Annotated in this window: 18 protein-coding genes and 1 other RNA gene; 5 read left to right on the top strand and 14 right to left on the bottom strand. The window is 43.7% G+C overall.

Annotated features, from left to right (window positions below; genetic code table 11):
* Window positions 1-823 (top strand): methionine adenosyltransferase (metK, locus tag IKN49_03060; GenBank protein MBR3632027.1); only part of this gene is annotated, 823 nt, incomplete at its 5' end.
* A 45-nt stretch (window positions 824-868) separates the two neighbouring features.
* Here the strand turns inward: metK and IKN49_03065 are convergent.
* The 6 genes from IKN49_03065 to ileS are packed head-to-tail and all read right to left on the bottom strand — an operon-like array spanning window position 869 to window position 8284.
* Complete coding sequence (locus IKN49_03065) at window positions 869-1624, bottom strand: hypothetical protein (GenBank protein MBR3632028.1); 756 nt, start codon at window positions 1622-1624, stop codon at window positions 869-871.
* Entirely contained in the window at window positions 1614-2033 is a 420-nt protein-coding gene (queF, locus tag IKN49_03070; GenBank protein ID MBR3632029.1) for an NADPH-dependent 7-cyano-7-deazaguanine reductase QueF, read from the bottom strand. The genes IKN49_03065 and queF overlap by 11 nt, the downstream gene beginning before the upstream one ends.
* Complete coding sequence (locus tag IKN49_03075; GenBank protein MBR3632030.1) at window positions 2030-3979, bottom strand: HAD-IC family P-type ATPase; 1950 nt, start codon at window positions 3977-3979, stop codon at window positions 2030-2032. The genes queF and IKN49_03075 overlap by 4 nt, the downstream gene beginning before the upstream one ends.
* 6 nt (window positions 3980-3985) lie before the next feature.
* Entirely contained in the window at window positions 3986-4981 is a 996-nt protein-coding gene (locus IKN49_03080; GenBank protein ID MBR3632031.1) for a tetratricopeptide repeat protein, read from the bottom strand.
* On the bottom strand, window positions 4978-5472 hold the full coding sequence (lspA, locus tag IKN49_03085) for a signal peptidase II (protein MBR3632032.1): 495 nt from the start codon (window positions 5470-5472) through the stop codon (window positions 4978-4980). The genes IKN49_03080 and lspA overlap by 4 nt, the downstream gene beginning before the upstream one ends.
* Window positions 5465-8284: an isoleucine--tRNA ligase gene (gene ileS, locus IKN49_03090; GenBank protein MBR3632033.1), complete on the bottom strand. Its 2820-nt coding sequence runs from the start codon at window positions 8282-8284 to the stop codon at window positions 5465-5467. The genes lspA and ileS overlap by 8 nt, the downstream gene beginning before the upstream one ends.
* A gap of 166 nt (window positions 8285-8450) precedes the next feature.
* On the opposite strand from ileS, the gene IKN49_03095 reads away from it, so the two are divergent.
* Window positions 8451-9764, top strand: coding sequence for a thymidine phosphorylase (locus IKN49_03095; protein ID MBR3632034.1), 1314 nt, complete (start codon window positions 8451-8453; stop codon window positions 9762-9764).
* Window positions 9765-9835: 71 nt separating this feature from the next.
* Here the strand turns inward: IKN49_03095 and IKN49_03100 are convergent, their stop codons facing one another.
* Genes IKN49_03100 through IKN49_03115 form a run of 4 tightly spaced genes read right to left on the bottom strand, consistent with a single transcriptional unit; the run spans window position 9836 to window position 12835 of the window.
* Window positions 9836-10897: a tetratricopeptide repeat protein gene (locus IKN49_03100; GenBank protein ID MBR3632035.1), complete on the bottom strand. Its 1062-nt coding sequence runs from the start codon at window positions 10895-10897 to the stop codon at window positions 9836-9838.
* A gap of 12 nt (window positions 10898-10909) precedes the next feature.
* The gene (locus IKN49_03105; protein ID MBR3632036.1) at window positions 10910-11275 is read right to left on the bottom strand and encodes a response regulator; all 366 of its coding nucleotides are present in this window, start codon (window positions 11273-11275) and stop codon (window positions 10910-10912) included.
* Window positions 11272-11790, bottom strand: a complete 519-nt coding sequence (locus IKN49_03110; GenBank protein MBR3632037.1) for a gamma carbonic anhydrase family protein — start codon at window positions 11788-11790, stop codon at window positions 11272-11274. The genes IKN49_03105 and IKN49_03110 overlap by 4 nt, the downstream gene beginning before the upstream one ends.
* Complete coding sequence (locus IKN49_03115; GenBank protein MBR3632038.1) at window positions 11774-12835, bottom strand: flippase-like domain-containing protein; 1062 nt, start codon at window positions 12833-12835, stop codon at window positions 11774-11776. Before IKN49_03115 ends, IKN49_03110 begins: the two co-directional genes overlap by 17 nt.
* Before the next feature lie 98 nt (window positions 12836-12933).
* On the opposite strand from IKN49_03115, the gene uvrA reads away from it, so the two are divergent.
* Window positions 12934-15855 carry an excinuclease ABC subunit UvrA gene (gene uvrA, locus IKN49_03120; GenBank protein MBR3632039.1) on the top strand — a complete coding sequence of 974 codons (2922 nt, stop codon included), beginning with the start codon at window positions 12934-12936 and terminating at the stop codon, window positions 15853-15855.
* Window positions 15856-15862: 7 nt separating this feature from the next.
* On the opposite strand, the gene IKN49_03125 is transcribed toward uvrA, so the two are convergent.
* From IKN49_03125 to ssrA, 4 genes are all read right to left on the bottom strand, one after another.
* Window positions 15863-16408: a prepilin-type N-terminal cleavage/methylation domain-containing protein gene (locus IKN49_03125; GenBank protein ID MBR3632040.1), complete on the bottom strand. Its 546-nt coding sequence runs from the start codon at window positions 16406-16408 to the stop codon at window positions 15863-15865.
* A gap of 335 nt (window positions 16409-16743) precedes the next feature.
* Window positions 16744-17100 carry a response regulator gene (locus IKN49_03130; protein MBR3632041.1) on the bottom strand — a complete coding sequence of 119 codons (357 nt, stop codon included), beginning with the start codon at window positions 17098-17100 and terminating at the stop codon, window positions 16744-16746.
* A gap of 8 nt (window positions 17101-17108) precedes the next feature.
* Complete coding sequence (locus IKN49_03135; protein MBR3632042.1) at window positions 17109-18518, bottom strand: hypothetical protein; 1410 nt, start codon at window positions 18516-18518, stop codon at window positions 17109-17111.
* 293 nt (window positions 18519-18811) lie between these two features.
* Window positions 18812-19155: a transfer-messenger RNA gene (gene ssrA / locus IKN49_03140) on the bottom strand.
* Window positions 19156-19259: 104 nt separating this feature from the next.
* Here ssrA and IKN49_03145 point away from each other — a divergent pair.
* Window positions 19260-19670 (top strand): NYN domain-containing protein, encoded by a 411-nt coding sequence (locus IKN49_03145; GenBank protein ID MBR3632043.1) that lies wholly within the window; start codon window positions 19260-19262, stop codon window positions 19668-19670.
* A gap of 322 nt (window positions 19671-19992) precedes the next feature.
* A partial coding sequence (locus tag IKN49_03150) for a pilin (GenBank protein MBR3632044.1) occupies window positions 19993-20605 on the top strand: 613 nt, incomplete at its 3' end.

Below are 20605 nucleotides of genomic sequence, written 5' to 3' on the forward strand. Positions count from 1 at the left end.
GGCCGGAGACCAAGGACTCATGGTAGGATATGCGGTGGATGAAACCTTGGAGTATATGCCGCTGCCGCTTGTATTGTCCAATGAAATTTTGCGTAATTTGGAAAAGGCCCGCAAGAACAAAACCTTGCCCTACATTGGACCGGATGCCAAAAGCCAAGTCACAGTTGAATATCAAGACGGCAAACCATTGCGGGTAGATACCGTGGTAGTTTCTACGCAACATACGGAAGAAATTTTAGATAAATCCGGTCAAAAAATTACCGATAAATCTAAACGGGAAATTGAAGCGGTGGCCATTTTGCCCGCCATCAAAAAATGGATGGATAAAGACACTAAAATTTTAATTAATCCGACGGGAAAATTTGTCATTGGCGGACCGCAAAGTGATACCGGAATGACCGGACGCAAAATTATTGTGGATACTTACGGCGGTCGTTGTCCGCACGGAGGCGGTGCTTTCTCGGGCAAAGACCCCACCAAAGTAGACCGCTCTGCAGCCTATATGGCGCGCTATATTGCCAAAAATATCGTCGCGGCAAAACTGGCCAAAGAGTGTACTGTGCAAATTGCCTATGCAATCGGCAAAGATGAACCTGTCGGTTTTTATGTGGATACAGACGGCACCGGAACAGTATCTGACCAAGAGTTAGCACGCATGGCCCGTAAAGTATTCCCAATGACGCCCAAAGGCATTATTGAGCATTTCAAACTGCGTAACCCTATCTATTTGCGCACGGCGGCATATGGGCATTTTGGCCGCAAGGCATTCCCTTGGGAAGCCACCGACAAAGTAAAGGCCCTGCAACAACTTGTTCATAAGTAAAAAATCCCCGTGTCAAACACGGGGATTTTTATATATAAACTCAAGTTATAATACTTGTTTGAGTTGAATAGGAGCTTGTGTTTTATCTACCGGCAACACGGTGTGGCTATTAATTTTCTTATCCAACTTAAACACATTGACCCGATAGCTAACCACTAATTCATCTTTCTGCAAGTCGGCAGAAATCAGCTCGAAAACATTATCCGGTAAATTACTGTCTGATTCCAATACAATTAACATTTGTTTGGAAAAATTTACTTTCGGGTAATTACCGCGGGCTTTATTTTTGAAAGCCTTATATTCCGTTTCGTTTTGAATTAAATAATGTTTAACGGGCGCCGCAATTAGCGTAATTTGGCTATCTTCCATATTCGCAGGAGTTGTCGGAATCGTCTGAGGGGCTACCGAGGTTACTTCTTCTCCGGTGAGCTTCAAGTCCAGTGGTTTTTTATAGGCTTCTCCTTGCGGCATTTCCTCTTCTTTGGGGGCAACCCCCGCAATGTCTGACAAGTCCGTCAAGGAAATTTGGCTGGGCAAATCTCTTCCGTCTTCACGTACCACCTTCTTATCTTCCTCAGCCGTCACATCCTCTTGCATAGAAGCATTCGCAATAGCTTCTGCCGCGGCCATATCTTCTGGAGGAATTTGATTAAAAATCCCCACGGATTCTCCGTCAGCGGTGTAGAGTTGCTCCACCTCACTGGAGCCGTTATGACCTATACGGCCGATTAGCCACCCCCCCACAAAAAATAGAGCCAAACAAAAGGCTAAACTTATTATTTTAGTCTTATTATTTGCCATACCCCTCCTTTTCATCGTACGAAGCAACAATCACAGAGCGCAATCCGCCGCGCGGCGTAAAAGTACCCGTCACGGTAGCGCATTTGGGATGAGCTGCCTTTACGACATCATCCAAAATTTTATTGGCGATATTTTCCATAAAAATCCCCATATCGCGATATTCTAACAAATAGTATTTCAAACTTTTTAACTCCAAACATAAATCATTAGGAATATACTCAATGGTAATCACGCCAAAATCCGGCAAGCCGGTTTTCGGACACACGGAAGTAAATTCCGGCAATTCAATACGAATCGTATAATCCCGTTTATATTGGTTGGGCCAGCATTGAATGGCCGGTAAAACAGTATCCGCGTTTTTGCGAGCATGGTCGGATGTATAACCAAAATCAATATCTTGTGTTTTCATTTGATACGTAATAACCTCACCGAATTTAAAAGTAAAATCAGAATGCCGGCAGCCATAGCTGTCCACAGCACAACTCCGTCTTGCCAAACGGAACGCGGCACTCGAATCAGTGCCAACAACAACAAGGTATAACAAACTGCACTTAAAATAACATTACTTTTGATACAGCCACAAATTTTCTGATACAACCCAAACAAATCAATTACACTATACAAATCGGCACGTTCTATAATCAAATCTACCCAATTATTATATACATTTTTATCCGTTGAAAACACGACGCCAACATTTGCCTTGAGTAAAGCAGTCATGTCATTAAAACCATCTCCAATCATAGCAGTTACTTTCCCTAAAGACATATAATTACCAATAATCTCTGCTTTAGTTTGCGGCAAGACGGAAAAATTGATTTTCTCAATCCCTAATTTATCGGCAACAGTTTGGACAGAAGATTGCGTATCCCCCGACATAATAACCAACTCTTTACCTTGCTGTTTTAAGTTTTTTACCATGTCTATGGCTCCGGGACGTATACGATCCGATAATTCCACATACCCCATATAGTTTCCATTTCGCGCGACATAAATAACCGTTTGGGTAGGTTGAGCAATTGAGGGCAGCGATACCCCATGGCTTTTCAACCAAGAAGACCTTCCCGCTAAAATTACATCTTTTCCGGCCACTCCCTTTACGCCCAGCCCCGGTTTTACTTCAAACTGTACCAAGGGCTTTGGAAAAATATGATGTTCCCGCCCATAACGTAAAGCCGCTTTTGCAAAAGGACCGTCCACCATTTGTTCTACGGTTATCAAACAAGACAATAACTGATCGGCATTTTGGCCTTTTGCCTCGTGAACAGCATCTATTGTTAATACCCCATCTGTCAACGTACCCGTTTTATCAAGAAAAACTACTGCCGCTTTCTCTAATTGAGCCAATGCTTCCAGTGACTGTATACTAATAGAACGGCGACCAGCTCCCCACTTGGCAAAACATACCGGAAAAATACCCACAAAGAAAAAGGCAAACGGGCAGCCCAGTCCCAAGGCCAGCAATGCAATCCCCAAACTGTGCAACGGACGGGTATAACCACCTGCCCAATAGACAAAAATATAACTGCTTACTGCCATCACAACCGCCCAGCCCAACATCCACACCGCATATTTGTCTAACGGGTTATGTCTTTTTTGACGGCGGCGCTCACTGCTTTGAATCGTTTGGATAATTCCCGCTAACACAGATTTATCTAAGGTATTTTCCACCTCTACCCAAATATCATTGCCTTGATTGAGGGTGCCTGCATACACGACACTACCTTTTGTTTTGAGAGCCGGCAACGTATTGCCCGTAATAAAACTTTCTTCTATGTAACTTTCCCCCCTTACAATTTTCCCCTCACAGGGCACCACTTCCCCGGCTTTCACGCGGATTTGGTCTCCTATTTTCAGCTCTCTGGCAAACACTATCTGCTCCCGGTTCGTGCGAAACAGACGGGCAGATTTAGGTAAAAAATCTTCTAATTTTTTGATAAAGACATCCGAGCGTTCCTGTCGGCTGGCTTCGGGGATATTAACCATTAAATATAAGGTCAAAATCCCGCCCGATATCAGATACATATCCGGCAAGACACCGGCCAAAGGATGTAATAAGAAAGTTTTGGATAGGTTGTAGCTCAAACAAGCCGCGATGCTTACCGCGACCAACACAGAAAAACTAAAGCAACCGTGGCGTATATCCTGCCAAGCATTTTTGAACAAAACATCCCCGCAAAATACTAATTGCAACAGGCTCAATATAAATAAACCCGTTAAGGCCCCTTCCATGGCTTTACTATAACCCAGCACAAGCAGAAAACATAGCGACAGGATACATCTATAGACGTAGGATTTTACGTGCACGGAACAAGCTGCCACCGAAGACGCCGGAGCCAAAGAGACGGAATTCATATAGAATTATTTTTTACCTATATTTAAGAAACGATAACCAATAATATGCTTACGTCCCTCTTCAGTCGTCAACATACGGATTTTATTTTGATAACGAGCCGCATGCGCAGGATCTAATCGACGAGCAGCTAGGTAATGTTGCGTAGCTTCTACGGGAGAGTTTAAGGCAAGCATATCGCCCAACAAGTCGTAAATAGGTGCATAATTGGAAGCTAACATTTTAGATTCTTGTGCATAGGCAATCGCTTGATCGGTTTCGCCACGGCTAAATAATAATTCTGCGGCATAATAGTAGGGCAATGCGTATTTAGGAGACAAAGCCATTGCTTGTTGAAAATCTTCTAAAGCATTTTGGAAATATCCCATTTTTACAAAGGTACGCCCCCGCTCCAAATACGGACGCGGATTTTCAGGTTCTAGGCTCATTAACGTCGTATAATCTTCTGCGGCGCTAGCATAATAGCCGGCGGCATATTGTGCCAAACCTCTGTCCAAATATAATAACGTGAACTTCGGGTTTAATTCTTCAACTTTGGCAAAATCTAATAACGCAGATCCTATATTGCCCTGCTGACTTAAAGCTACTGCACGGTTCAACAAAGCCATCACATAATTAGGGCGCAAAAAAATTGCTTGGTTCAAGTATAAAATAGCATCCTGATAATTTCCTAAATCAATGTATAAAGCCGCTAAATTGTTTAGAACTTCCGGCTGATTGTAGTTTAACTCTACCGCACGCACATAATCCCGCTCAGCGGCTTGTTTGTTTTTCTTTAATTGTTCCGCATCTTTTGCTTTCAAACGTTCATATAAAAGTCCGCGGCTGGCATAGGCGGCACTACTGGAAGGATTATTTTTGATGATTTGAGAATAAACCTGAATTGCTTTTGCAAAATCTCCCTTCTGCGTAAGTTGCTGTGCTTTACTAAACAAGGAAGCCTCTTTGCCTCCGCACGCCACTACTAATAAAGACATTACTACTATCCATAAAACTTTTTTCATTTTTCCTCCTGAGCCGGGTGTTTACGCGTTAGCAGTAACGCTAACACCAACAATCCCCCGCCTACGGTAATAAATGAATCTGCCGCATTAAACACGGGCCAGACTCGTAAATCAATAAAATCCACAACAAACCCTAAGGTTATTCTATCATAAAGATTGCCTAATGCACCGCCTAAAATAAATACTAACCCCCATTTGGCCGGCCATCCATAGTCGCAAAACTCTTTCCAATTTTTCAGTATAAACCCCAAAATCAACAGCGTAACCAAAATCAGTATTAGATTACCGCCCTGCATCATACCAAACGCCGCTCCGGTATTTTGCACATAATTGAGCTGCAAATAAGGAGCTAACACAAGCGGTTGATCCGTCAAATAAGCTAACGTCAATCGTTTAGTCAGGCGGTCTATTAATAGCAGCGACAACAATACCCAACAAACCGATTGATTGGAACGCAACCAACCCTTCAACTGTTCCAGTTTTTTACGCAACTGTTTGCTCCTCGGGAACCACCAAACCTTCCCGTTTCAATACCGCTTCACAGCGATCACACAAATCCTCGTGTGCTCTGCCGGCGGCCCCCACTTCAGGTTTCCACTGCCAACAACGGGCACATTTGTGTCCTTCAGCATGAGAAATCTGTACCTCAAAAGGTTTTTCTCCTGCTTTTAATTCCACAGCAGATACAATGAAAATTTCCGGCCATAATTCGGCATTATCCTTAAAGAACTGCAAAGTAGCCGCTTCACTAGAAAGCAAAGTCACTTTAGCTTCTAAGGCAGAGCCAATGAGTCCCTGCTGGCGGGCTTCTTCTAAAGCCTTGAGCACTTCTTCCCGAATTTGGCGGATTTTATTCCACTTTTCTGTCAGAGCAGCATCGGCTGTTACAGAGGCATGTTCTGGCATATCGGATAAGAAAATGCTCTTAGCAAGTCCTTTTCCTGAAGGAATTTTTAACAGTTCTTGCCATGCTTCTTCCGCCGTAAAACACAACACCGGGGCCAGCAATTGCAACAAAGTTCTTACGATCTCGCACAACGCGGTTTGAGCACTTCGACGAGACGGTGCAGAAGCACCTAAAGTATAAAGTCTATCTTTCGAAGCGTCCAACATAAACGCAGACAAATCTAAAATACAGAAATCAGCAATTGCACGCATCGCTCGGCGGAAATTAAATTCCATATAAGCCGCGCGCACCTCTGTAATCAAACTGTCTAATTTACCTAACATATAGCGGTCCATTTCAGCCAATTTATCGGTGGGAACTGTATGTTGAGACGGCTCAAAATCAGACAAATTGCCTAAAGCGTAACGAATGGTATTACGCAATTTGCGGTAAGTATCAATAGGGCCGCCCAAGATTTCATCGGAAATACGCACATCCCCTTGATAGTCGGAGAACGCTACCCACAAGCGCAAAATATCAGCTCCGTATTTGTTAATGACATCGGCGGGATCTGTTACATTCCCTTCCGATTTATGCATCGGACGACCGTTTCCATCTAACACCATCCCGTGTGTTAAAATAGTTTTGAAAGGAGCTTTGCCTTCCAAAGTATAAGACGGAATGTACGAGCTCTGGAACCAACCACGATGTTGGTCAGAACCTTCGGAATAAACATCGGCCGGGAAATTCATACCGCGGTCTTTTACTACTGCCGCCCACGAAACACCACTATCCAACCATACATCCAAAATGTCGGTTTCTTTTCTAAAGTCGTGGCAACCACATTCACAACTGTAGCCTTCCGGCATTAATTTTTCCACCGGGTCGGTAAACCAAAAATCAGAACCCTCATTCATGGCACGTTTTTTAATGAACTCAAATAATTCATGATTTACTTGCGGTTTGCCGCATTTTTTACAATATAAAATGGTGACTGGAGTTCCCCAAAAACGCTGACGAGATAAACACCAATCCGGACGCAACCCAATCATAGCGCGCATCCGCTCACGGCCTGCTGCCGGATAGAATTGGACATTGTCCAGATTTTCCATCAGTTTGCCGCGCAAACCGTCTTTGTCAATACTCATGAACCATTGTTCCGTAGCACGGAAAATAATCGGGCTATGACAACGCCAACAATGCGGATAACTGTGTGTAATCTCTTGTTCCTTAATCAGCGCGCCGAGTTCGTCCAACTTTTTGACCATAAGCGGATTGGCCTCAAAAACGTGCATCCCTTCAAATACACCTGCATCTTTGGTATAACAACCCTTTTCATCCACAGGGCAGAAGGTTTCCAATTTCCATTGTTTTCCGGCTTGATAGTCTTCTTCCCCGTGACCCGGTGCAATATGAACAACCCCCACACCGGCGTCCATGGTCACAAAATCTGTCCAAATAATCGGGTTTTCTTTTTGCGTAAGCGGATGATAATATTTCTGTCCGACGAGATTTTCTCCGCGTAGCGTATTTACTTTCTTTACGCTTACTCCCGTATTTTTGATAAATTCTTCCGCCAATTTGTCTGCCACCACGTAATACTCTTTTGTATGGTCATCTTGCAGAACGGCATAATCTTCGTCTTTATTCACAGCGGCGGCTTGGTTGGCGGGAATAGTCCACGGAGTGGTAGTCCATACTCCCAGCGAAACCGGTTTTGAAAAATCCAACTTACCAAAAATTTCTTCTGTGGGATTAACTAGTTTGAATCGCAAATAAATAGAAGAAGATTTTACATCCTTATATTCGGTTTCAGCATCTGCCAAAGCGGTTTCACAATGGCTACACCAGGTAATAGTTTTTTGGCCTTTATATACGTATCCCTTTTCAATCAAGTCCAAAAATACGCCCACCGTAATTCCCTCATAACGCTTGTCCATCGTTAAGTACGGATTATCCCAATCGCCTTGCACTCCTAAGCGTTTGAAACCTTGGCGTTGCAAATCAATAAACTTAGCGGCAAAAGCACGTGCTTTCTTGCGGAAAGCCGGCACATCGGTGATATGTTTTTTATCCTGTTTGAGTTCTTTTAAGAGTGCTTGTTCGATAGGAAGTCCATGGCAGTCCCACCCCGGCACATAGGGCGTATAATAACCCATCAATGCGCGGCTTTTTAGAATGATATCCTTAATAGTTTTATCCAAGGCGTGACCTATGTGAATAGCCCCGTTAGCGTACGGAGGGCCATCGTGTAGTACGAAATGTTTACCGGCTTCATTTTTCTTCAAAATGGCCTGATACAAATCCATTTGTTTCCAGAAATCTAGTAACTTGGGTTCTTTTTGCGCCAGTCCCGCACGCATCGGAAAATCCGTTTTAGGAAGTAAAACGGTTGCTGAATATTTATTTTTTGCCATGATCTAACACTCTCTGTATAAGGATATATAGTTATTATACGAAATTGCACCCCCGTGTTACTACTTAAAATTCCCCCTTCTCAAAGCGCGCCGAATATGCTATGCTGAAAGTCCACCCTACTCTGAAGCGAAATTATTAAACTACGGGTGGAGGAGGCCGTACCCCATGAGAATGATAGACATAATTATTAAGAAACGCAATGGAAACACCCTCAATGCAGAAGAATTTGATTTTGTTGCACAAGCCGCAGCCAAAGGAACCGTACCGGATTATCAGCTGTCGGCTTTTTTAATGGCATGCTTCTTAAATCCACTTTCCGATAAAGAGACCGCTTTACTCACTAAAGCCATGGCCCATTCCGGTGCCCGTTTAGACTTTTCCGATATTAAAATTCCTAAAGTAGACAAACACTCCACCGGCGGCGTAGGTGACGGAGTTTCGTTGCCATTGGCAGCTTTGGTGGCTTGTGCGGGTGTGGCAGTACCCATGATGTCCGGCCGCGGACTGGGTCATACCGGCGGCACTTTAGATAAATTGGAATCTATTAAAAATTTTGAAATCCGCATTCCGGCCAAACTTATTCACCGCCAAATCCAAAAGCTCGGTGTTTGTATGTTTGGGCAAACCAAAGATTTAGCTCCGGCCGACCGCAAACTTTATTCCTTGCGCGATGCTACCGGCACAGTAGAAAGCCGTCCGTTAATCGTGGCCAGTATTTTATCCAAAAAATATGCCGAAGGTGTAGACAGCTTGCTAATGGACGTGAAATACGGTTCCGGCGCCTTTATGCAAAAACTAGAGGATAGTAAAAAATTGGCCAAAATGTTGGTAACTACAGCCAAACTGTTAGGATTAAAATGCCGCGCGTTGATTACCTATATGGACCAACCGTTAGGCCGTGCGGTGGGTAATGCCAATGAAATGTATCAAGCTATCCAAATTCTAAAAGGCCATAAAGATTTAGCTCCGGACTTTTATGAAGCACTCATGGAAACCGGCGCACACATGCTAGTCATCAGCGGCAAAGAAAAAGACGTCAACAAAGCCCGCAAATTATTAGAAAGTTATATTGACAACGGAGAGGCATTATATAAATTCACCCGTATGGTCAAATGGCAAGGCGGTAACCCCAAAGTGGTGGATGAGCCGGAAAAATATCTGCCCAATGCCAAACTAAAATGGGAATTAAAAGCCGACAAAAAGGGCTTTGTCAATTTCATTGATGCCAAGATGACCGGTATGGCCGGTGTACTACTGGGTGCCGGACGCAACACCATGGAAGACCCGATTGACTACGGTGCCGGTATTTGGCTGGAGAAAAAGGCAGGCGACGCTGTCAAGAAAGGAGATGTCATTGCCACTTTGTATGCTTCGGACAAGAAACGTTTGGAAGCCGGCGCGGAGTTGTTTAAGAAAGCTGTTAAACTGTCCGCCGTCAAACCCAAACCGTATAAATTGATACACAGTATTATTAAGTAGGAAATTATTTAGACTTAATACGCAAACAGCCCCGAAAAACATCGGGGCTGTTTATATTTAAAATTAATTTCTCAAGTATAGCTTTCCAAATAAGTATGCAATCCTTCCTCACGGGCTTGTTTCACTCCGTCGGCATACAAGGCTTCCGCCTCTTCCACACGCCCCAGCGCATACAGCACCTGTGCTAAGGAAAGTTTGGTCAAAATTTGCCCACGCATTTCATCGGAATTGGCAAACAGGTCGCGCGCGGCCTCTAAATCTGCCAATGCTTGCGGCAGTTTATTGCGGCGCTTCAAAATATCGGCACGCCCCCACTTTACAAAACCCAAATCTACTTTGTCGCCAATGCCGCTATATAATTTATCGGCTTTGTTATAGTGGCGCAAGGCTTCGTCATATTTTCCTTGTTGGCGCAGTCCGTTAGCCATTCCGCAATTAGTATAGGCTTTGCCGAATAAATCTTCTGTCTTATTAAAAATTTTTTCTGCCAATTTGTAATATTTCACGCAGTCATCAATTTTGCCGGCAATGCGGCTAATCCCTGCTAGTCCGCAATAGCCGTAAGCTAAGTTAATAGAATCCCCGCATTTTTTGGCATATTTAATGGATTGCTGGAACTGAGCAATTCCTTCCGCTAACATTCCTTTTAAGCGGTACACGCCGCCTTTGGCCCAGCAAATAAAACTCATACCGGCTATATCTTTTTGCTGTGTGTACGCGGCCAGCACTGCATCTAATAATTCCAGAGCCTCATCTAATTTTCCCCACGCACGCAAAGCCATCGCACTTTCTTGCATAGCGCGAATCATATATTCGTCATATTCCAACTCTTTGGCCATTTCCAGAGCTTCTTCGGCCAATTCATAGGCCGCCGCCGCTACGCCCAGTGTGCGGTAGCAGGCCGCCATGGCCAGCAAAATATCCATCCGCTCTTCAGCCTGCACAGAAAGTTTTAATGCTTTGGCATACGTCAACAAAGCCGGCTGAAAAGAGCCCAATAAACGTTGCGCTTCCCCTTGCATAAAAAGCAGTGAAGCATTTAAATTTTTCTTCCCTTTCAAGATTTCTAACACTTTAGAGGGAGTGGTATCCAACCAATTTTGCAACTGTTCCATATTTATTTTTGCGGGCATAAAAACTCCTAATTAGATGTGTAGATATTTCTTGATTTCCGCTAACGTAGCCGGTAAATCATACGGTTTTCCGATAAAATAATCCGCCCCTGCTTCTTGAGCGCGGGTACGACTTTCAGCATCGGTTAGTGTAGACATAATGACTATCGGAATACGCCACGTGGCATTATCGGTTTTGAGCATTTTGCACACTTCAAAACCACTTAATTTAGGGAGCATCAAATCCAGTAAAATCAAATCCGGTTTCTCACGTTTGGCGGCGGCAACTCCTTGCACTCCGTCAGCGGCCCATACGACTTGCACTTCATTTAATTTCAAAGCCCCTATCAAAGCACCCGCCAAAGTTTTGGAATCTTCAATCAGTACCACTTTTTTCATGACAACAACTCCGCTTTATCTTTGTACATTTGTCCCAGTTTTACATACTCACGTGCATTTTGCAAAATACTGTTCATTTCGTCTTCTGTCAATTCACGAATCACTTTGGCCGGCACTCCCATCACTAAAGAGCCTGCGGGTATATTCTTTCCGGCCGTTATCACGGCTCCGGCACCGATTAAACAGTTGGCACCGATTTCACTTTCCAGTACCACCGCATTCATTCCAATTAAGCAATTATCCCCAATTTTACTGCCGTGAATAATAGCGCCATGGCCTACGGTGACTCCTTTGCCTATTTGAGCGGGACAATTATAATTGACATGCACACAAGCATTGTCTTGGATATTACTATTGTTACCAATCGTAATTTGAGCAATATCCCCCCTTAATACCGCACAGGGCCATACAGAAACATTTTCCCCCAAGGTGACCTCACCGCTAAGTACCGCCGTTGGATGAATAAAAGCACTCGGAGCAGTTTTAGGTACTAATTCGTCAATTCTTTCCTTCATATTCCACCGCCTTTTTGAGTTTTTTGGACCGCTGGGGCGTCTCCGAAAGTTGCAACCCCCAATAAATAAAAATACTTACAATACCCGGGATAATATAGTACACCACACGGTAAATGAGCGTCGCCATCAAAGCCGCTTCCCAATCAATGCCCATTTGGGCAAATACGGCGGTCATTGCTAGCTCCATGGCGCCCAACCCGCCGGGCAAAATGGGGATTAATGTAGTTACCATACCGATGGCAAAGCCGGCTATTAACACCCCCGCAGATATGTGTACTCCCACCGCACGGAAAGCAAAATACAACACCAATATAGTGAATAACCAATCCGCGCATACATACACAATCGCACCGGTTAATTTATTTTTCTTTTTGTGGATTAAATCAATTCCCTCATCCAATTGGTCCACAAAATCATCATATTTTCCTTTGGGAATAAGTGCCCGAAACACGTGATATAACACTTTGTTGAGCAGACGGAAAATTTTGCGCACCCATTTAGAACGCCATTCATTATTAAACAAGAAGGCGGTGATAAGCACACACACCGCACACATCAGAACAATTAATGAGAAATTTTTCACAATTTGCAAAGTAGTTGCAGACGAATTAAAGAACATTAATACCGAGCCTTGCAAAATGATAATAGCCAGCACAAAATACAACAGTACGGTAATGACAATACTGGCCGTTACACACATGCCAAACGGCACGCGTCGCCGATTGAGCAAATGTGCACGCAACGCAAAACCGCTTACTCCTAAGGAAGAAACGACATAATTCACCGTGGTAGATACTAATGCGATTCCAATAGCCGCTCCTTTGTTAATGCGGCGGCCCATAATACGCAACACCTCGTACAGGCTCATCCCCATAGAGACATAAATCAACGCCGAGGAAAGCAAACTTAAAAACAAATACTTTGTTTTGACTTCCTGCCAAATTTTAAGCATGCTATCTTTTCCTTGGTAGATTAACCAAGCCACCATCCCCACCGATAGCAATGCCCCCAACATGTATAACAAAACTTTTGTTTTCTTTTTCATATATTCACACCGCTTACACAGACAAAGCAATCTATAAAAAATTATATAATTTATTAAACCAATTTGACAGTCATCTTCCCTATATTTGAAGGATATCTATGAAAAGCATTAAAGTCACGGGAGCCAAAGGGCACAATTTGAAAAATATTTCCGTAGAAATACCCAAGGACAAAATGGTAGTCATTACCGGTTTGTCCGGAAGCGGTAAGAGTTCTCTTGCCTTTGATACCATCTATGCGGAAGGCCAACGCAAATATGTAGAAAGTATGTCGGCCTATGCCCGTCAGTTTTTGGACTTAATGGAAAAACCGGATGTGGAGCATATTTCCGGCTTATCTCCGGCTATTTCCATTGAACAACGTAATCCTTCTAAAAATCCGCGCTCCACGGTATCTACGGTTACAGAAATTTATGACTATTTACGTCTGCTCTTTGCCCGCATAGGGAAACGGCATTGCCCGCAATGCGGTCGGCCGGTGGAAACTTGGTCCGTGCAAGGCATTACCGCTGATATTTTGAAAAAATTCGACGGAAAAAATGTGTATCTCTTTGCCCCTATTGTACGAGGACGGGCCGGCACTTATGAAGACTTGTTTGGCAAGCTCAAAAAAGAAGGGTTTGTCAAAGTGCGTGTTAACGGCATTATTTGTTCTTTAGATACACCGCCCGTATTGGAACGCTATAAAAAGCACACCATTGAACTACTTGCCGATGAAATTTACGTAGAGGAATTTGAACGAGAACGACTGGTAGAATCGGTAGAATTGGCACTGAAATATGCCAAAGGATTGGTGACGGTGCAAGAAACCGAAGGCAAAAAGCCGGCACAATTTACCTATAGCGAAAGTAATGCCTGTGCGCACTGCGGAATTGGGTTTTCCGAGTTAGAGCCTCGTTTATTTTCCTTTAACTCCCCCTACGGAGCCTGCCCGGAATGTAATGGTTTGGGCATTAAAATACAAATTGCGGAAGATTTGGTAGTTCCCGATACTTCCTTATCCATTAACGAAGGGGCTATCGCCGCGTGGGACAATCCGGTCACCACCCGCACACACCGTTGGAAAACCGCTTGGGGAAATTATTACTACGACATTCTAAAGCAGGTGTGCCGCCGGCAACATATCCATATGAACACCCCATGGAACAAATTGCCCAAAAGCCAACGGGATTTATTGCTCTATGGAACGGGGGATGCTCATTACACCTCCATCATATCCGGCTCTGACCAGCACTTTGAAGGCGTGATCACTAATTTGCGCCGCCGGTATGATGAAAGCGAAAGTGAATTTGTTAAAGAAGAAGTGTACAACCGTTTTATGCGAGAAGTGGAATGCCCGTCTTGCCACGGAAAACGCTTAAAAGACGAAGCGTTATCTGTCTATATCGGCGGGAAAAACATTGCACAAATTTGCGCGTTGCAAGTATCCGATGCCAAGGCTTTTTTTGACAGTTTAACTCTCACCGAAAAAGAATTAACTATTGCCAAAGATGTACTCAAAGAAATCCGTGCACGGTTGGAATTTTTGAATAGTGTAGGACTTTCTTACCTTACACTTGAACGCAAAAGTCAAACCTTATCTGGCGGAGAGGCACAACGTATCCATTTGGCTACGCAAATCGGATCCGGCTTAACCGGAGTATTGTATGTACTGGATGAACCCACTATCGGCTTGCATTCGCGCGACAATGACCGTTTAATTGCCACACTCAAAGAACTGCGTGATTTAGATAACACATTACTGGTTGTGGAGCACGATAAAGATACCATCTTATCCTCGGATTGGGTGGTAGAATTGGGTCCGGCCGCCGGTGAAAATGGCGGACAAATTGTGGCACAAGGCCCCACCAAGGATTTTCTGAAAGACAAAAATTCCCTCACCGCTTCTTACTTAAACGGCCGCCGATGTATTTTGCCGCGGCCAGAATTACGCAAAGGTAACGGTAAATATATCACCATCCAAGGTGCCCGCCAATTCAATCTCAAAAATATAGATGTCAAAATTCCGCTGGGCAAATTTGTATGTGTGACCGGAGTATCCGGCAGTGGCAAAAGCACCCTCATACATCAAATTTTATACAAGGCATTGGCTCAAAAATTTTACCATGCCAAAGATGTTCCCGGTGCACACAAAGCAATTAAAGGATTGGAAAACATTGATAAAGTGATTATCGTCGACCAAAATCCTATTGGTAAAACCCCCCGCTCCAATCCGGCCACGTATATCGGCTTATTTACCCACATTCGTGAACTGTTTGCGCAAATGCCGGAGGCCAAACGCCGCGGCTATCAGGCCGGCCGATTTTCTTTTAACGTCAAAGGCGGCCGTTGCGAGAAATGTCAGGGCGACGGTATTTTAAAAATACAGATGCAGTTTTTAGCCGACGTCTATGTAAAATGTGAGGAATGTCACGGGAAACGGTTCAATGAGGACACCTTGCAAGTTACTTATAAAGGCAAAAACATTGCCGAAGTATTGGACATGAGCGTCTCTCAGGCATTAGAATTTTTTGATTCTATCCCCAAAATAAAACGTTATTTGAAAACATTAAATGACGTGGGCCTTGGATATATCAAACTCGGCCAAGCGGCTACCACCTTATCGGGCGGAGAGGCACAGCGTGTGAAACTGGCTGATGAACTTTCGCGTAAAGGCACCGGCCGCACCTTATATATTTTAGATGAACCTACCACGGGTCTGCACTTTGCCGACATCGATAAACTTTTACACGTGTTACATGACTTGGCAGATCGCGGCAATACCGTGCTGATTATTGAACATAATTTGGACGTGATTAAAACGGCGGACTGGCTCATTGATTTAGGGCCGGAAGGCGGAGATGGCGGCGGACAAATTGTTTGTGCCGGCACTCCGGCCGATGTGGCGGCGTGCGCAAAATCCTATACCGGCAAATACTTAAAGCCGGAACTGGACGCGGTAGCCGCGTACTTGAAAACACATCCGCAAGAAAAACTGCATACCTCAAAACCTCAAGAAAAGAAAAAACAAACAAAAAAATAAAAGAGAATTAGGGAAGGTAGTAAGTAGTTATATTACCGCTAAAATACCTCTGCCCATTCATTATTTTTATACAGAAATCACCAGCTTTTCCCTGAAATCTCACACCTTGAGTATTGCGTTCGGTACATACAATATAGGACGTCGGTTCTCCTTCATGTCCATTATAAAGCAAGAAACCAGCTCCCTTGTATTTACCTGTCAAATAGGTTATGTAGGTGGATGAAAGAGCATCCGACGTCCATCTGATTTGGATAGACCACTTTCCATTTGAACGAGTATCTGTGATAAAATCTTCCTCTGAACCTTTTTCTGTCCCGATCCACGGTATGTCCACTCCTAAATCACTAAATGTACGAGCATACGTACCATTGGCTAAAAAATAAACTTTTTGTGCGTTTGCGGTATTGCGCAGTAGTATAAGAGCTTGTGATGCCTTCGACTTTTCTACTGCTTTTTGATATTGCGGTAACGCAATCGCCGATAAGATACCAATAATCAACACTACTACTAACAATTCAATGAGCGTAAACGCTCGCTTACTTTTTAACAACATATACAACCTCCTTTGATACTTCATATTGTCATGCTGAGTCGTCGTTGCTCAGCATCTCCTCCGCTTTTTTAAAATAAGGTGAAGGTCCTGAATTACAACCCTTCAGGATGACCGCATTTTATTTACAACAAACAACTTCGTTTATTAATTTTAAAAATGATACAAAAAAAAAAAACAATGTCAAGCTTTTTCTGATCGATCGACGACAAAACGGCCAAAAAATAAATAACAAAAAAGATGAGATCCCCATTACAAGCTTCGGGGATGCCAGTGGCTAGGTGTTTTGAAGATAAAAAAACGGACTCTAAAGAGTCCGTTTGCGTATGTATGATATTTTACTGAGCATGTTTGATGGCGTTTAGTAAATCGTCGGTATCGAACGGTTTATACAAAATACCGTCCGCGCCCAAGCGTTTGGCCTCTGCTGCAATGGTTTCTTGCCGCAGTCCCGTCACCATCCATACTTTAATGGCCGGATACTGTTTTTTAAGTCGGGCCAAAATATCCAATCCGTTTTCCTGCGGAAAAAACACATCCAGTAAAATGAGTTGGGGTGTTTTTTGCTCCAACTTAGCAAATAAATCCGAAGAACCGCCCGCTTCTATCACCACCTCATAGCCGGAGGATTCCAACACATTACGGATGGCAGAACGTAAAATCACAGAATCATCTACTAATCCTATTTGAAACATACATTCCTCTATTTCAAAAACGGCGCCACTAATTTTTCGCCAAAATCTAATAACAACTGCGTATCTTTTTTCGTTGCGGTTTCCGCATATACGCGCACCAAGGGTTCAGTGCCCGACGGACGGACTAATAACCATTCATCATTTTCAAAATAAATTTTCAGCCCATCCAATTCAGATACTTCGGCCACCTTAAAAGTGCCAATTTTCTTCGGTAATTTTTTACGCAATTTTTCTACGAACAAGGCCTTTTCAATCGGTTTTGCCAAAGGCAAATCACGTCGTAAATATACAGAGGCCCCGTATTCTTTTACAATTTGCTCACACAACTCAGAGGGTTTTTTCTTGGTATCTGCCAACATAGCCAGCCACGTTAAGGCCACGGCTAATCCGTCGCGGTCTGACGCGCCGCCTTTCCAGGCATAACCGCCGGCCTCTTCCACGCCGAAAGCCACTTCCTCTAACGCCATAATTTCCGCCACGTGCTTAAACCCTACTTCCACTTCTTCCACCGGCATACCATGCGCACGTGCAATGCGTTTGGGTAAATAGCCCATAGAAGCCGTTAACACCACTTTACCTTTAAGTTTTTTAGTTTTAATTAAATAGTCTAGTAGCACCGCTGCGGCCACACATGGAGTAATAAAATTCCCTTTTTCATCCAGTACAGCGAAGCGATCTCCGTCTCCGTCAAACCCAAAACCTACCAAGGCTTTCTTATCCAAAATCGTCTTTTTTAATTCAGTCAAATTTTTCAGCGTCGGATCCGGTTGCAATCCTTCGAAAGTGGGATCGTGCTTATCGTGCAGAGCCACTATTTTAGCTGAAGGCAACATTTCCTCTAACCATCCAGATGATACCCCATACATATAATCGGCCACAATGGTGCCTTTAACCTGAGAGGCCTTTTTGACATTAGTAATAGAAGCTAAATACTTTTTATAGAGCGGTGTCAAATCTTTTTGCTCCGCTTTTTGCCCGTACAAAAACAACACCGGATTAGCATCTAAACGTTCTTCAATTTCGGTCGTTTCACGAGAAGGAGTAGAACAGCCTGCCCATTTTACTTTCACTCCATTATATTGTGCAGGATTGTGGCTGGCTGTTACCATAATACCCAGCCAAAACTTGCGCAACGTCAAGGCACTTACCATAGGGGTCGGAACAGGTCTGTCTGAGAGCGTAACATTAATTTTATTGGAACGTAAAATACTGGCGATATCTGCCGCAAATAAATCAGACATAAACCGACGGTCATATCCTACAAAAACTTTAGAAGATTTCCCATCTTCTTCCGAAGGAGCGTTCTCATTAATATAATCGGCTAACGCTTGTGCCAAACGTCGCACATTTTCATAAGTAAAATCCCACGCAATCACTCCTCTCCAACCGTCCGTACCGAACCGAATTTCTTCCGCCATACAACCTCCGTTAAAATAAAAATCTGTTTTGTATCAACTTCCGTATAAAATAGAATAATTTCCTTATGCCTGTTTACAGCGGCCATCGGAATGTCTATAAAAAAGGATTTTACGATTACAAATGCCATACTTGTCCGAACTATCTAGTGAGTTGTATGGCAGTACCGTAAAATGCTTTTTTATATTCCGCAGGCAGCGGGGCCTTTTGGATACTTTTCTGCCCTTGAGAAAAGTATCAATCACAAGGGCATAGCCCTTGCCATTCTTTCCCTATTGCTTCGCAATACAGGAAAAAGTGGAGGTGGGGGGATTCGCACCCCCGTCCGAACATCTTAACCGCTTAGGCCCTACAGGTTTATCCGCACTTGATACTCTCGCCGTAAGCGTGCGGCGGCAACGAAGAGAGTTGTTCCGTTAGACTTAAGTGCGCAAGACGAAACGCGCTTGACGCACCGCATTTCACATGATGACAGCCTTGCCTAGACGTGTGAAAAGCATCCAAGCGGCCGTGGACTAAGCGTTAGCCCAAGCAACATTGCTGTTGTTAGTTATTTTTGTAGCCCTATTTTAACTGGCCTGGCCAACCAGTACCTGCTCCCGAGCAGTAACAGATACCCGTCGAATCTATTACACCCCCGAAAACACGGAAATTGTCAAAGATCTCCCCCCCGTAGCCGGAGAAAGGGACTATATTGTATCATTTCTTATAGCAATTTTGTATCAAAGCCGCAAGAGATATTTATGTACGTAACCACAAAACCGACTATTTACCTAATTGACGGACTAAATGTAGTGCGTAGTTTTTTATGGCAGTTTTCCCGCACAGAAGAAGAAGTGACCGAAGAATTTTTAGATTTTTTGGAAGCGGTGTCTGCTGATGAAAAATACGCAATGCACGAGTATCGGGTGATATTTGATGGGAGCTACCGGCCGGTGGGCCCCCTGTACCGCAACGGAGTGCATATTGTATTTTCCGAAGAATATACTGCCGATGATTACATTTTTCAAGAAGCAGACTATTTAGCACAAAATGGCACCCGCGTAATTGCGGTCACGGATGATCGGGATTTACAATTTCGCCTAAAAGAAATTGGAGTCAAAGCGCAGTTTTGCCGCAAATTTTACAATTCCTTAAAATTTTCCAGCAGATAAAACCATTTTTTTCTATAATAAAGGAAAGTTGTATAGGAGGATTAGGAACACCGCGCTTATAGGCGCTAACCATACAATTTGAATCTGTTTTTGGACTGTATAAAGCATACAGAGCACTCGCTCAGCGAGGTAGCTAGCCGCCAAAAACAGTCGTTTTAGGCACCTAGTAAACGGACTAATTACCCGTTTATTAGGTGCCGAGTGTTTGCCGTTCGCAAGAACGGCAGACCACGGCTGTTATTTTTGAGCTGCTCGGCTAGCTGGCTCAGAGTAAACAGCCGTTTTTATTTACCCTGAGCCCAATCAATTAAGGAGTAATTTGATGAAAAAAGGGTTCACTCTAGTGGAACTATTAATTGTAGTTCTGATTATCGGAATTCTTTCTGCTATTGCAATACCAATGTATCAGAGTGCCGTGGACAAGAGCCGTTGGAGTACTTTGTTAACTCCGGCCAAAGCCTTACAAACTGCCCAAGCCGCCGCTCATATGGAAACCGGAGCCTATGCCGATCAGGCTAGTGCCTTAGTGGTGTCATTAGCGGGAGAAGCTGATGACAATAAATATATTATGGCTGATGCGGAATATAGCATTGATACCAAGAACGATAATCAAAGTACGATTACGGGAGCATTAACGGCATTACCCAATGTGCGCTTATCCATGTTCTTAAAAGATCCGGAAACTTATTTATTTTGTGATGCTAAGACTGGAGATAGCCGGGCCGAGCGCTTATGCGGGAGTTTATTAGGTGGTAGTAAAGCCAGCACGAAGGACGGTTACACAAAATATATATTAGACTATCCTGGCGCGTGTGCGTGGGCCAATAGTACTAGTCAATGCTATGTGAATGAAGAAGCACGTTGCACGGCATTAGGTATGCCGTATAGTAATGGCGTGTGTGGATATACTGATGAGTGGGCCGTATCCAGTTCTA

This window comes from Elusimicrobiaceae bacterium (assembly GCA_017528825.1).
Classification (GTDB): Bacteria; Elusimicrobiota; Elusimicrobia; order Elusimicrobiales; family Elusimicrobiaceae; genus Avelusimicrobium.